General features: G+C 65.7%; 12 protein-coding genes, 1 tRNA gene and 1 pseudogene. 8 read left to right on the top strand and 6 right to left on the bottom strand.

Annotation, left to right across the window (positions count from 1 at the left end; genetic code table 11):
• Positions 1–82: 82 nt before the first annotated feature.
• From NVV99_RS18615 to NVV99_RS18610, 3 genes are all read left to right on the top strand, one after another.
• Positions 83–394 carry a helix-turn-helix domain-containing protein gene (locus tag NVV99_RS18615; protein WP_260782986.1) on the top strand — a complete coding sequence of 104 codons (312 nt, stop codon included), beginning with the start codon at positions 83–85 and terminating at the stop codon, positions 392–394.
• Positions 391–801 (top strand): HNH endonuclease signature motif containing protein, encoded by a 411-nt coding sequence (locus NVV99_RS27270; protein ID WP_369011265.1) that lies wholly within the window; start codon positions 391–393, stop codon positions 799–801. Before NVV99_RS18615 ends, NVV99_RS27270 begins: the two co-directional genes overlap by 4 nt.
• A 302-nt stretch (positions 802–1103) precedes the next feature.
• Entirely contained in the window at positions 1104–2618 is a 1515-nt protein-coding gene (locus NVV99_RS18610) for a hypothetical protein (protein ID WP_260782985.1), read from the top strand.
• Between the two features lie 396 nt (positions 2619–3014).
• Here the strand turns inward: NVV99_RS18610 and NVV99_RS18605 are convergent, their stop codons facing one another.
• From NVV99_RS18605 to NVV99_RS18595, 3 genes are all read right to left on the bottom strand, one after another.
• The gene (locus NVV99_RS18605) at positions 3015–3164 is read right to left on the bottom strand and encodes a hypothetical protein (RefSeq protein WP_260782984.1); all 150 of its coding nucleotides are present in this window, start codon (positions 3162–3164) and stop codon (positions 3015–3017) included.
• Positions 3165–3195: 31 nt separating this feature from the next.
• Positions 3196–3636, bottom strand: coding sequence for a hypothetical protein (locus NVV99_RS18600; protein ID WP_260782983.1), 441 nt, complete (start codon positions 3634–3636; stop codon positions 3196–3198).
• A 343-nt stretch (positions 3637–3979) separates the two neighbouring features.
• Positions 3980–4132 (bottom strand): hypothetical protein, encoded by a 153-nt coding sequence (locus NVV99_RS18595; protein WP_260782982.1) that lies wholly within the window; start codon positions 4130–4132, stop codon positions 3980–3982.
• A gap of 389 nt (positions 4133–4521) precedes the next feature.
• Between NVV99_RS18595 and NVV99_RS18590 the strand changes: the two genes are divergently transcribed.
• Positions 4522–5025: a helix-turn-helix transcriptional regulator gene (locus NVV99_RS18590; RefSeq protein ID WP_260782981.1), complete on the top strand. Its 504-nt coding sequence runs from the start codon at positions 4522–4524 to the stop codon at positions 5023–5025.
• Positions 5003–6034 (top strand): annotated as a pseudogene (locus NVV99_RS18585) (tyrosine-type recombinase/integrase); the annotation flags it as partial. The gene NVV99_RS18590 and the pseudogene NVV99_RS18585, both read left to right, overlap by 23 nt.
• 143 nt (positions 6035–6177) lie before the next feature.
• On the opposite strand, the gene NVV99_RS18580 reads toward NVV99_RS18585, so the two are convergent.
• The 3 genes from NVV99_RS18580 to NVV99_RS18570 all read right to left on the bottom strand — a co-directional run bounded on the left by NVV99_RS18580 (position 6178) and on the right by NVV99_RS18570 (position 7203).
• Positions 6178–6252: transfer RNA gene (locus tag NVV99_RS18580), tRNA-Val, on the bottom strand.
• Between the two features lie 32 nt (positions 6253–6284).
• Entirely contained in the window at positions 6285–6749 is a 465-nt protein-coding gene (locus tag NVV99_RS18575; RefSeq protein WP_006554436.1) for a peroxiredoxin, read from the bottom strand.
• A gap of 31 nt (positions 6750–6780) precedes the next feature.
• Positions 6781–7203 (bottom strand): DUF3052 domain-containing protein, encoded by a 423-nt coding sequence (locus NVV99_RS18570; protein ID WP_006554437.1) that lies wholly within the window; start codon positions 7201–7203, stop codon positions 6781–6783.
• 325 nt (positions 7204–7528) lie between these two features.
• On the opposite strand from NVV99_RS18570, the gene aceE reads away from it, so the two are divergent.
• The 3 genes from aceE (at position 7529) to NVV99_RS18555 (ending at position 12804) form a co-directional block, all read left to right on the top strand.
• The gene (gene aceE, locus NVV99_RS18565) at positions 7529–10378 is read left to right on the top strand and encodes a pyruvate dehydrogenase (acetyl-transferring), homodimeric type (protein WP_033097778.1); all 2850 of its coding nucleotides are present in this window, start codon (positions 7529–7531) and stop codon (positions 10376–10378) included.
• Between the two features lie 66 nt (positions 10379–10444).
• Entirely contained in the window at positions 10445–11758 is a 1314-nt protein-coding gene (locus NVV99_RS18560; protein WP_006554439.1) for a CdaR family transcriptional regulator, read from the top strand.
• Between the two features lie 128 nt (positions 11759–11886).
• Entirely contained in the window at positions 11887–12804 is a 918-nt protein-coding gene (locus NVV99_RS18555) for an ACP S-malonyltransferase (RefSeq protein WP_024101330.1), read from the top strand.
• Positions 12805–12854 lie beyond the last annotated feature (50 nt).

Below are 12854 nucleotides of genomic sequence, written 5' to 3'. Positions count from 1 at the left end.
GTGACCCCTCTGCCGCGCCCATAAGAAGAGAGAGGGGCGATCTGGCCCCATCTACGGCCTGGGGCCGGATGGAGGAAACGCCGTGTCGAAGACGTTACGGCGACGCGTACTGACCGTCGACGAGCTCGCAGAGCTGTACGGCATTCCGATCAGTACCCAACGCGAGTACCGCGCCCGCGGAACGTCCGCACCGTACTTCCGTGCGGGCAACCGCATCTTGCACAGGGTCGAAGCGGTCGAGGACTGGATCAAGGCCCAAGAGCGCGCCGCGGAAAGCGATGTCGGCGACACCGTTGCCTGCGACGGAACTGCGGCGGTCACCGACCGTCGTGCCCGCGCCCACGCTGATGTCGAGTCGGCTCCTGAGGCTCAGCGAGGCGGTGACGAGTCATGACCCGGATCAGTACGGTTGAAGACCGCTTCTTCGACAAGCTGTCCGAATCGTCAACCGGATGCTGGCGGTGGATCGCTCGCCGAGACCGCGACGGCTACGGACAGTTCCGGGTGAACAGGCGTACGGTTGTCGCGCACCGGTGGGCGTACGAGTTCCTCGTCGGCGAAATTCCCGAGGGGCTCGTCCTCGACCACTTATGCCGAGAGAGGTCTTGTGTTAACCCGTTCCACCTCGACCCGGTGACCGTCGCGGAAAATGTCCGCCGGGCACAGCGACCGGACTTGCTGACTCACTGCGCCAACAGACACCCGTGGACTCCAGAGTCGCTCTACCTTCCCCCTCGAGGTGGTCGAGTCTGCCGGCTGTGCAACCGAGGACGACGTGGCCGCCAGGCCGCTCCATCCTGATCGGCTCACGAAGCGATGATCCAGGACCGGACCTGCCAATGGGTCCTGCGGTGATACATCTCGGGTGAAAAGGGGCCGGCCCCGTCCGGAGCAAGAGCCGGAGGGGGCCGGTCCGATAGGATCGAATCGCCAGACACAATCCCACATTCGCGCGTTCGCGAGGCGCATCCATGAATCTACCGACTTCCCCGCCAGCCCACAACGGATCCGGCGGAAGAGCGGGATCCCACCACAGGCCGGGTCCTCGCGCGGCCAACGGCCTGCTCGACAACCCGATCTTCCGTCGGCACACGCCGCTGCGATTGCAGTGGAGCGACGAGCAACTGTCCGCAATCACCGACAAAGTCCGGCCACTTCTTGCTGGCGAGCCGACCGACCGGATGGTGCTCGCCGCGGCATCCATCATTAGGTCGATCGCATTGGAGGAGAGGGCAACCGGGCGCGGGGTGCACTACGCGCGAGGCAAAGATCTCTACAACATCCCGGCGCGGTACCGGGCCGGCGACCGGCTTTTCACGTGGCACCTCGTCACGAAAGCGATGGATCTGCTGGCGTCGGCAGGACTGATCAAGCACCACCTGGGAGCGTGGGCATATGGAAGGCAGTCCGTGGCGTATGCGACCGACGAGTTGATGGCCCTGGTCGGTTCCCATATCGATGTCTCGGAAGGTCGAGCGCTCGAGGCACGCTCCGAGATGATCGCGCTCCGCGACAGCGCCGGCAAAAAGCTGCTCGACTACCTCGACACCATCGCGACGGAGGCGATGCGGCGCGACGTCCTGCGGATCAACGAGAGCCTCACCGACCTACGAATCGTTCACCGCGGTCGGAGGCTGCGCACGCCGATCATTCGCCGAATCTTCAACGGCTCGTTCGAACGCGGGGGCCGACTGTACTTCCAGGGCACGTCGGTTCAGAACATGTCCGCCGACGACCGGCTCGACCTCGAGGTCGTAGTGGAGGGGGAACTGCGCCCAGTGGTGGAGATCGATTACCGCGCACTTCACATCAACATGGCTTATGCCGAGGCGGGCGTGTCGATGCCAACCGGCGATCCCTACAGCATCGACGGATTCGACCGTGCGGCCGTGAAGCTGGCCGTGAACGTTCTGTTCAATGCACGGAGCCGGCGAAGCGCTGTCGGAGCCGTCGCCAGAAACCTCGACGGGCCTGTGTCCGTTCTGTTGGCACAGAATCCCGCTGCTTCCGGCGATTCCATCAGGGATCTTGCCGAGACACTCGTCTCCGCTGTCGAGCACAAACATTCGCGAATCAATCCGCTCTTCGGGTCCGACTGCGGGGCACGATTCCAGCGTCTCGACTCGGACATCGCCGTGGACGTGATGCTCCGGATGCTCGAGCAGACCGGACGATGTCCCCTTCCCTTGCACGACTCCTTCATCGTCGCCGACGTCGATGCAGACCTGCTCCGCCTGACCATGACGACCGTTGCACGAGAGCACGGGCTGGAGCTGGAGGTCAAGGAGCACCGAGCCGTCCATACCATCTTCGAAGACCTCCTCCAGGCTAGGTCTCCGCTCGTACTGCCGCCGGCCCGGCAACCTGTGCCGTCTCGCTGCTGCGGCTCGACCCACTCCTCCATCTCTCCACTAGCAGGTAACTCCCCTGACCTGCATAAACGGAGGCCCATAAGCCGGATCTACGCTTCCCGCCACGACACCTGCGGAGTGCACATCGACGTTCTCGACACGATCACCAGGACCGAACCACCCCGCCGAGCTCCTAGAGCAATCGGTTCCTGTGGTCGGCCGGTGCGATCACCTCACGTGAACGCTCTCGCCGCACACCCACCTTGAGTCTCTGCTACTTGTCCTTGATTCTGACGGTCTCCACCGCGATGCCATCCGGTCCGGAGCCGGTGACACGCGCGTTCGGCCGCCAAGATCTGGTGCGCCAACCGCGCCGCACCCCATCAGCCTTCAGACTGGGGATGCTGAAGGCTGATGGACAGCGCGTTGAGGGCCGGTGCCCTTCCCTGAACGGATGGCCACAGTCACCGTTCGAGTCCCCGTGACCGAGATTCCGCGACTTCCTTTTCCGCACCCCGGCGCAGCATCACGGAATTCGCGGCGGCGTGGATCTACTCCCTGCCGCCAGCGCGATGTCGAAGCGACGATCTGGCGCAACCCCCTGCATGTCTCCTCAAGCAGCGGCCGAACCACGAGGAGCACGTCCCACTATCGAGATCACCGTCAACGGGCGAAGGTTGACGGTGATCTCGATTTGATCGGCAGGGCCTCACGATCAGAGAGGTCGCCGATGCAGTCCGCCACCCATTCCACGAGGAACTGTACGAGCGCGGAAACCTGGCGAGCGCCGGCCGCGTGGCGTGTGACGGTCACGCGTTCTCCTGGTGAATGGTGGGACGGATGCTCATCGCTCCGCCTCTTCATACCCGAGCGCCCGGCGGATCTCCTCGCGCATGTACTCGTCGGAGTACCGCTCGGGGTTGCACTCGACCCGTTCCTGCCAGAAGGCACACACGGACTCGGACGGAAGGTATGTGTCCACCTCCTCGCCAAGCCGTTCATCGAACGCGCGTGTTTTGGTCAGTAGACCCATCTCGGTCAGGTTCGTGCACATCTCCAGAGTCCGTTGCACGCCGTGGCGTGATTCGGGCGAGCCGAGTGCGACGAAGCCGCTTGGATACCGAAATCCCGACGGGTCGAGTAGGAGCCCCCACAGCACATCGATGTGGTCGCCGTCGAGGTTGTGTTGCTCGGCGAGGATGTGTGCCGACTCGCCCGCCGCGATGTTCTCGCGGGCGCGAGCGATCTCGTGAGCCATTTCCTCAGCAGTGATCTTGATGGTCATCGGATTCTTCTTCCTGGTCAGGTGGTGATGTTGAAAGTGGCGGAAATCGCTTCGATCAGGTCGCCGCCGTACGGCCGCACAGACTCGATGGATCCACACGGGACCGGGGTCTTTCAGAGATGGACGGGGCTGGACGGTGCGACGTCGTTCGACTCGCTGTTCTCCGGGACGCCGAGATCTCAGCAGAGGCGAACGACGAGCTGCGGAAGGTTGGTCGGTGACGACGCTGACCACCGCTGCTTCCGCCAAATGCAGGCAGTGCGCGATACAGAGAAGAGGCGGCTCACTGTGGTCGAAGGGGAAGGTGGAACGCGGAGGGTCGTCGCGCCGATGCTCTGGCTGCTCACCCGACATCGCCGCCCGCGCCAGTTGCCGTGGTGCCGAAGATCGCCCGAAGCCGCACGAGCTGGTCGCTCGTGAGCGGAGGTGCCTGATCTGCAAGCTGGCGAGCACGCTCCGCAATCGCGGCTCTCATCGTCTCGTCGATCGTCGACATCAGAAGCCGCCAATCCGCGTTGCTGCGACCGTCGGCCTATACCTCCACCCGTCGACGGTCATCGTTGGTCCGACCTCGAGTAGGCGCGCTTCTCACACCACTCCTCGATGTCCGACCACCGGTAACGGATTTGCCGCCCAGTGACTCGAATGAACTTCGGGCCCGTGCCGAGGTATCTCAGTTGCGCGCTCTGCTGCTTGCTGATGCCGGCGAACGCACAAAACTCGGGATCGGTCGCAAGCGGTCGGGTGTCTGACATGGCCATCTGCTCCATCATTTTGATCTCAACGAGCTCATAATCGAGTCTCCGTCACGATGATTGAGTATCAGTGGAATGATGTCAATATGATCGGTTGAACACTCTATTTTGATATGCAAGACTGGCGAGCATGTCCACGAAACAGCGGATCACCCCTGGTCCGGCCGGCACTACGGTTGCCACGAATATGGAGCGGTTCCGGCGAATTCAGGGCATTTCGTATGTCGATCTCAGCCGACGACTGAAGCAGCTGGGCCGGCCGATTGCGCCGCTGGGACTCACCCGCATCCGCGACTTGCAACGGCGTGTCGATGTTGATGACCTCGTCGCCCTCGCCCACGCACTTGGTGTGGACCCGGCCGACCTTCTACGCCAGGTGCCTGATGATTCCCGAAAGCAGTCCGGGTACACCGCCCCCGCTGATGACGTTCAGCAGGCCCTCGAGTGGCTCAATACTCCTGCATCTGACCGCGGCAAGCTGCCACCATTCCCCCCGAACGCTCGCATCGGCCCGATCCGACTGAAGGTCCGTGTGCGAGCCGACGGACCGCCCATCGAGATCGACCTCGTGCCCCTGCTCGAGAACTTGGACAGCACCCAAGACGGGGAAGATGAGATCAATGGCGACGATTGATTCGTACGAAACCAAGGCAGGAAAGCGATACCGCGTTCGGTACCGCACCCCGGATCACCGGCAGACCGACAAACGAGGATTCCGAACCAAGCGAGAAGCGCAGGCGTTCGCCGCGTCCGTCGAGGTCTCCAAGATGAGGGGTGAGTTCATCGCACCCGCCGACTCCAGGAAGACCATTGGTGACCTTGGGGATGCCTGGCTGGCGCGCCAGACCCACCTCAAGCCTTCCGCATACCGCCCTGTGGAGACGGCATGGCGCATCAGGGTTCGTCCCAGATGGGCAGACGTACGGATAGGCGACGTGCGCACCACGGCTGTTCAGCAGTGGGTCTCCGAACTCGGAACGGGTAGCGACGGCGTGAAGCCGGTCGGAGCAACGGTGGTGATTCGGACGTATCAGGTACTGGCTTCGATACTCGACGACGCCGTACGCGACCGCCTCATCGCGTCGAACCCTGCACGCGGAGTCAAGCTCCCTCGCAAGCCCAAGAAACGCCCCGTGTATCTGTCCCATGACGAGGTCGCTCGGCTTGCTTCGGCGGCGGGCCCGTACGAGCCATTGGTGCTCATGCTCGCTTATACCGGCCTCCGCTGGGGCGAAGCATCCGGTCTGCGAGTGCGCGATCTGAACCTCTTGAAGCGCCGCGCGACAGTCGATGAGAACGCTGTAGAGGTGGGCCGCGACATCATCGTGGGCACCCCGAAGGGACACAAGCGCCGAACCGTCCCCTTGCCGGCGTTCCTGGTGCCCTATCTGGCCCGCCAGTGCGAGAACAAGGGAGCAGCCGATCTAGTGTTCTCGGACGAGAACGGTAATCACCTTCGTCGCCCACACACGAAGTCGGGTTGGTTCGACAAGGCCGTCACCGCCGCCGGCGTCCCCCGGGTGACGCCCCACGACCTCCGGCATACTTCGGCGAGCCTGGCAGTCTCCGCGGGAGTCAACGTGAAAGCGCTGCAGCGGATGCTGGGGCACGCAAGTGCCGCGATGACCCTCGACGTGTACGCCGACCTCTTCGACGAGGATCTCGAAGCGGTGGCCAGCGCCCTGTCGGAAGCCCGAGCGAAAGCCAGTGTGGGCAAAATGTGGGCAAAGAATGCATCAACAGGCGAGCAGGAGAGCCCTGACCAGGACTTTCACCGCCACTTACATGGTGGGCGCGGAGGGTTTCGAACCCCCGACCGCTGGTGTGTAAAACCAGAGCTCTACCACTGAGCTACACGCCCGAAAGACGGCGGCAGGTGCCGCCGACTTCGCATCAGGACTTTAGCGCGGCGAGCGCTCTGGCCCAAGCTCCCTGGTCACGGGCCTCTCCGGGCTGGTTCTCCTCCGCGAACTGCACGATGCCGTCCTTGTCGATGACGAACGTGCCGCGGTTGGCGAAACCGAACTTCTCGTTGAACACACCGTAGGCCTGCGCGACCTCGCCGTGCGGCCAGAAGTCGGACAGCAGCGGGAAGGTGTAGCCCTGCTCGGCTGCCCAGATCTTGTGGCTCGGCGACGGGCCGACCGACACCGCGAGGATGGCGGTGTCGTCGTTCTCGAAGGTGGGCAGGTCGTCGCGGACGGCGCACAGCTCGCCCTGGCAGACGCCGGTGAAGGCGAGGGGGTAGAAGACCAGGAGCACGTTCTTGCTGCCCCGAAAGCTCGACAGCGTCACCTCCTGGTTGTTCTGGTCCTTGAGAGTGAAATCGGGGGCTTCGGCGCCCACGGCGATCGGCATGCGTATGGATCCTTACGTTCCGGGAGCCGGTTCAGCGGCGGGGACGGCCGGCCTTGGGCTGGACGAGGCGGCTGCCGATCCAGTCACCGAGGTTGGTGGCCGTGGTCTGGGTGAGGCCGGCTGTGGCGGCCGACTCGGCGATCTCGCTGGGCTCGACGTGATCGGGGCGCCCGGTCTTGGGGGTGAGCACCCACACGACGCCCTCGTCGGCGAGGGGGCCGATCGCGTCCATGAGGGCGTCGACCAGGTCGCCGTCGCTGTCGCGCCACCACAGCAGCACGACGTCGACGACCTCGTCGGAATCCTCGTCGAGCAGCTCGGTACCGGTGACCTCTTCGATCGCAGCTCTCAACTCGTCGTCGGTGTCCTCGTCCCAACCGAGTTCCTGCACCACGTGGTCGTGAGTGATACCGAGCTTGGAGACATAGTTCTTGGCATCCGCCGCGGCGACCACGGTGGCTCCTCCTAAGGGTTGTGGTGCGCGAATCGGATCCGCGTACCGGCGTGACGATCGATTGGTCAAAGCGAACATCGTTGCGGGCCTCAACGCAACCCGAATCGCTGGGAAAAGCGGGAGAATCTTTCCAGAGGGACCCATTGCACCGCCTCGCACGGTGTCCGTTCCGTCCTGTTGGCCGGGCCACGGCGTGATCCTTCGTCGCGGATGGGGGAAGATGAGGGGTGCATCATGTTCAGATGTCGATTGCGTCGGCTCCCACAAGAGCCGGCCGACGGAGAGGGCGCTCCACCTACGCGCCCACCACGATGAGGAGCAGACGTTGACAGACCTGATCCACGGATCCGACTCCCGAGAAGGCGCCGCACCGGGCGCGTCGGGACCGGATTCCTCGGCCAAGCCGGCATCGACCAAGGACAACCGTGTCCGGGTGATCCGCGAGGGTGTGGCCTCCTATCTGCCGGACATCGATCCGGCGGAGACCGAAGAGTGGCTCGAGTCGTTCGACGGGATGCTCGAGGCCGCGGGCCCCACCCGCGCGCGCTACCTGCTGCTGCGCATGCTCGAGCGTGCCAACGAGCGCAAGGTCTCCCTTCCCGCCCTGACCTCCACCGACTACGTCAACACCATCCCCACCGAGAGCGAACCGTGGTTCCCCGGTGACGAGGAGGTCGAGCGTCGCTTCCGCGCGTACATCCGGTGGAACGCGGCGATCATGGTCACCCGCGCGCAGCGCCCGGGTGTCGGCGTCGGTGGTCACATCTCCACCTACGCGTCGTCCGCCGCCCTGTACGAGGTCGGCTTCAACCACTTCTTCCGCGGCAAGGACCATCCCGGCGGCGGCGACCAGGTCTTCATCCAGGGCCACGCCTCCCCCGGTATCTACGCCCGAGCCTTCCTCGAGGGCCGCATCGGCACGGAGCAGCTCGACGGCTTCCGTCAGGAGCACAGCCACGCCTCGCTCGGCGGCGGCCTGCCCTCGTACCCGCACCCGCGCCTGCTCCCGACCTTCTGGGAGTTCCCGACCGTGTCCATGGGCCTGGGCCCGATGAACGCGATCTACCAGGCACGGTTCAATCACTACCTGCACGACCGGGGCATCAAGGACACCTCCGATCAGCACGTCTGGGCGTTCCTCGGCGACGGCGAGATGGACGAGCCGGAGTCGCGCGGTCTGGCGCACGTCGCGGCCACCGAGGGTCTCGACAACCTGACCTTCGTCGTCAACTGCAACCTGCAGCGTCTCGACGGCCCGGTGCGTGGCAACGGCAAGATCATCCAGGAGCTGGAGTCGTTCTTCCGCGGCTCCGGCTGGAACGTCATCAAGGTCGTGTGGGGCCGCGAGTGGGACGCCCTGCTGCACGCCGACAAGGACGGCGCACTGGTCAATCTCATGAACGCCACCCCCGACGGCGACTACCAGACCTACAAGGCCAACGACGGCGCGTTCGTGCGCGAGCACTTCTTCGGCCGCGACCCGCGGACGAAGGAACTGGTCAAGGACCTGTCCGACCAGCAGATCTGGAACCTCAAGCGCGGTGGCCACGACTACCGCAAGATCTACGCGGCCTACAAGGCGGCGATGGAGCACAAGGGTCAGCCGACGGTGATCCTCGCGCACACCATCAAGGGCTACACGCTCGGTAAGCACTTCGAGGGCCGCAACGCGACCCACCAGATGAAGAAGCTCACCCTCGAGGACCTCAAGTACTTCCGCGACATCCAGCGGATCCCGATCTCGGACGAAGAGCTCGAGAAGGACCCGAAGATGCCGCCGTACTACCACCCCGGCTTCGAGTCGCCCGAGATCCAGTACATGCTCGAGCGTCGCCGGGCCCTCGGCGGTTTCCTTCCGGAGCGCCGCACCACCGCGAAGCCGTTGGCGCTGCCCGCGGAGAAGACCTACGACGTCGTCCGCAAGGGTTCGGGCAAGCAGGAGGTCGCCACCACCATGGCGACGGTCCGTGTGCTCAAGGAACTGTTGCGCGACAAGGAGATCGGCAAGCGCATCGTGCCGATCATCCCGGACGAGGCCCGCACCTTCGGTATGGACTCGTGGTTCCCGTCGCTGAAGATCTACAACCGCAACGGTCAGCTGTACACCTCGGTCGACGCCGATCTGATGCTTGCCTACAAGGAGAGCGAAGTCGGGCAGATCCTGCACGAGGGCATCAACGAGGCCGGTTCGACGGCGTCGTTCACGGCGGTCGGGACGTCCTACGCAACGCAGGGCGAGCCGATGATCCCCGTGTACATCTTCTACTCGATGTTCGGTTTCCAGCGCACGGGCGACGGCCTGTGGGCGGCGGCCGACCAGATGGCACGCGGGTTCGCCCTCGGCGCGACGGCCGGTCGCACCACGCTGACCGGTGAGGGCCTGCAGCACGCCGACGGGCACTCGCTGCTGCTCGCGTCGACCAACCCGGCCGCGGTCACCTACGACCCGGCGTTCTCCTACGAGATCGCCCACATCTTCCGCGACGGTCTGCGGCGGATGTACGGCGGCACGGAGGGTGTCGACGGCTTCGGCGGTGAGGACGTCTTCTACTACATCACCATCTACAACGAGCCGTACTCGCAGCCGGCCGAGCCGGAGGATCTCGACGTCGAGGGCCTTCTCAAGGGCATCTACCTGTACAAGCGGGGACCGGAGTCGGGTCCGAAGGCGCAGATCCTGGTCTCGGGCGTGATGATGCCCGAGGCGCTGCGTGCGCAGAAGATGCTCGCCGACGAATGGGGAGTGTCCGCGGACGTCTGGTCCGTCACTTCGTGGGGCGAGCTGCGCCGCGACGGCGTCGAGTGCGACCGCCAGGCGCTGCTGAACCCCGGTGAGGAAGCCTCGGTGCCGTACGTCGCGTCGGTGCTCAACGACGCGGCGGGTCCGTTCGTCGCGGTGTCCGACTGGATGCGCGCGGTGCCCGATCAGATCCGCAAGTGGGTTCCGGGCGACTACACGGTGCTCGGCGCCGACGGCTTCGGCTTCTCCGACACCCGTGGCGCCGCCCGCCGCGTGTTCAACATCGACGCCGAGTCCACGGTGGTCGCGGTGCTCTCGGCACTCGGCCGCGAAGGCGCGATCGATCGTGAGAAGGCCGTCGAGGCGGCCCGCACCTACAAGATCGACGACGTGACGGCCGCCCCGGTCTCGATGGCGGATCCGGGCGTCGCCTGATCCGTCCGCCGGTCACGTCCGAGTGGCGTGACCGGCCGGGTTGCGGGCGCCGGGTACTTTCGTCCCATGGTCGACGAGCCGCAACCCCGCCGGACCGGGCAGGTACCGGGCGTTCACAGGGAACGCCCGGTACCGCCGTCCCGTCCCGAGCGGGCACCGCTGCCCGACGCGCTGCTCCGTCGGGTCAAGCAGTTCTCGGGGCGACTGTCCACCGAAGCGGTACACGTCATGCAGGAGCAGTTGCCCTTCTTCGCCGATCTCGACGCGTCGCAGCGGTCGACCGTGCAGCTGGTGATCCAGACGTCGGTGGTCGACTTCCTCGAGTGGGTGCGCAATCCCGACAGCGACCTGCGCTTCAGCCTCGACGCCTTCCAGATGATCCCGCAGGATCTCGCTCGGCGACTGACGCTGCGCCAGACGGTGGACATGGTCCGCGCGGCGATGGAGTTCTTCGAGCAGTGGCTGCCGGCCCTCGCCCGCAACGAGGAACAGCTCGTGGCGCTCACCGAGGCGATCCTGCGGTACGGGCGCGAGCTCGGTTTCGCTGCCGCGGCGGTGTACGCGGGGGCGGCCGAGTCGCGGGGCGCCTGGGACACGCGGCTCGAGGCCCTCGTCGTCGACGCCGTGGTGCGTGGGGACACCGGGCCCGACATGCAGTCGCGGGCCGCGACCCTCAACTGGGACGCGACCGCCCCGGCGACGGTGATAGTCGGTACTCCCCCGCCCGACCAGGGCGTCTCGGTGATCACCACCGTGCACACCGTCGCCCAGGAGCACGGTCGCGCGGCTCTCGCGGTGGTGCAGGGCGAACGCCTGGTGATGGTGGTCAGCGGTGAACTGCACGGGACGGTCGACGCGGCGGACTTCCGCTCCGAGTTGATGCGCGCGTTCTCCGACGATCCGGTGGTGATCGGTCCGACGACACCGACGCTGGCGACCGCACACGTCTCCGCCGTCGAAGCGCTCGCCGGCATGGAGGCGGTCGTGGGGTGGCCGGGGGCTCCCCGGCCGGTGCACGCCGCCGAGCTGTTGCCCGAACGTGCGCTGCTCGGTGATCCCGGCGCGATCGCCGCGCTCGAGGACTTCGTCGTCGCCCCGCTCGCAGCCGCCGGGCCGTCCCTCGCGGACACGCTGGACGCATACCTCGACAGTGGGGGCGCTGTCGAGACTTGCGCCCGGAAGCTGTTTGTTCATCCAAATACCGTGCGGTATCGATTGAAGCGGATCACAGAAGTAACGGGTCGGGATCCCACAAATCCTCGCGATGCGTACGTGCTTCGAATCGCTGCCACGGTAGGCCGCCTGGCACGAAGCCATAACGAATTGAGATCGCCTGCACCACCTGTCACACGATTCACAATTCGCGAATCGGACACGTAACGTCCCCGGTCTTTCCTCCGATAGCGAGCACCGACGTGCAGATTTGTGGGAACCCTACAAATCGAGGGGCAACCTTTCATCGCTACCGACATCTCGCAGGCACCCGTTCGCGGTGTTCCCTGGTGATCGTGATTTCGCTGCTTGCCCCCGGCCAGGGGTCTCAGACACCCGGAATGCTCGCCCCGTGGCTCGAGCAGTCCGGAGCGCGCGACCGGATCGACCGGTGGTCGCAGACGGCGGGACTCGATCTCGCGCGTCTCGGCACCACTGCCACCGCCGAGGAGATCACCGACACCGCGGTGACCCAGCCGCTCGTGGTGGCCTCCGCCCTGCTCGCCTTCGAGGATCTCGACCGTCGCGGCCTCGTGCCCGCCGACACGATCGTCGCCGGCCACTCCGTCGGCGAACTCGCAGCGGCCGCCATCGCGGGTGTCATCAGCGCCGACGACGCCGTCGCCCTCGCCGCCGTCCGCGGAGCCGAGATGGCCCGCGCCTGCGCCCTCGAACCCACCGGAATGTCCGCCGTCCTCGGCGGCGCCGAGGACGAGGTGCTCGCGCGCCTCGCCGAGTTGGATCTGGCCCCCGCAAACATGAATGCGGCCGGTCAGATCGTCGCAGCCGGGCGCCTGAGTGCGCTCGAGGAACTCGCTGCGAACCCGCCCGAGAAGGCCCGCGTCCGCGCCCTGCCGGTCGCCGGTGCCTTCCACACCCGATTCATGGCACCCGCCCAGGACGCCGTGGCTGCCGCCGCGGCGAAGATCACACCATCGGATCCGACGCACACGCTACTGTCGAACTACGACGGCAAGCCCGTCACCTCCGGAGCCGACGCCCTCGAACGTCTCGCAGCTCAGGTCACCCGGCCCGTCCGGTGGGACCTGTGCACCGCCTACCTGCGCGCGGCGCAGGTGAGCCGGATCGTCGAGCTTCCCCCCGCCGGCACGCTGGTGGGCATCGCCAAGCGCGAGATGCGCGGCACGCCCACCGTCGCCCTCAAGACCCCCGCGGAGATCTCCGCTCTGGCCGAAAGTCTTCAACTCGGTTAGGTTGCTGCGCGCGCCGTCGCACAGCACGGGCACCTCACCGGGACCTCCCC

Origin of the sequence: Rhodococcus sp. PAE-6, assembly GCF_025290685.1 — a bacterium.
Lineage (GTDB): Bacteria > Actinomycetota > Actinomycetes > Mycobacteriales > Mycobacteriaceae > Rhodococcus > Rhodococcus pyridinivorans.
Note: the sequence above shows the minus strand (reverse complement) of the source record. Positions and strands in the feature narration are given on the sequence as shown.

What these genes read in the sequence shown, in the direction of transcription:
- NVV99_RS27270 (WP_369011265.1), top strand. Translation starts at nt 391, where the DNA reads ATGACCCGGATCAGTACGGTTGAAGACCGCTTCTTCGACAAGCTGTCC.
- NVV99_RS18600 (WP_260782983.1), bottom strand. Translation starts at nt 3,636, where the DNA reads ATGACCATCAAGATCACTGCTGAGGAAATGGCTCACGAGATCGCTCGC.
- NVV99_RS18595 (WP_260782982.1), bottom strand. Translation starts at nt 4,132, where the DNA reads ATGTCGACGATCGACGAGACGATGAGAGCCGCGATTGCGGAGCGTGCT.
- NVV99_RS18590 (WP_260782981.1), top strand. Translation starts at nt 4,522, where the DNA reads ATGTCCACGAAACAGCGGATCACCCCTGGTCCGGCCGGCACTACGGTT.
- NVV99_RS18575 (WP_006554436.1), bottom strand. Translation starts at nt 6,749, where the DNA reads ATGCCGATCGCCGTGGGCGCCGAAGCCCCCGATTTCACTCTCAAGGAC.
- NVV99_RS18560 (WP_006554439.1), top strand. Translation starts at nt 10,445, where the DNA reads ATGGTCGACGAGCCGCAACCCCGCCGGACCGGGCAGGTACCGGGCGTT.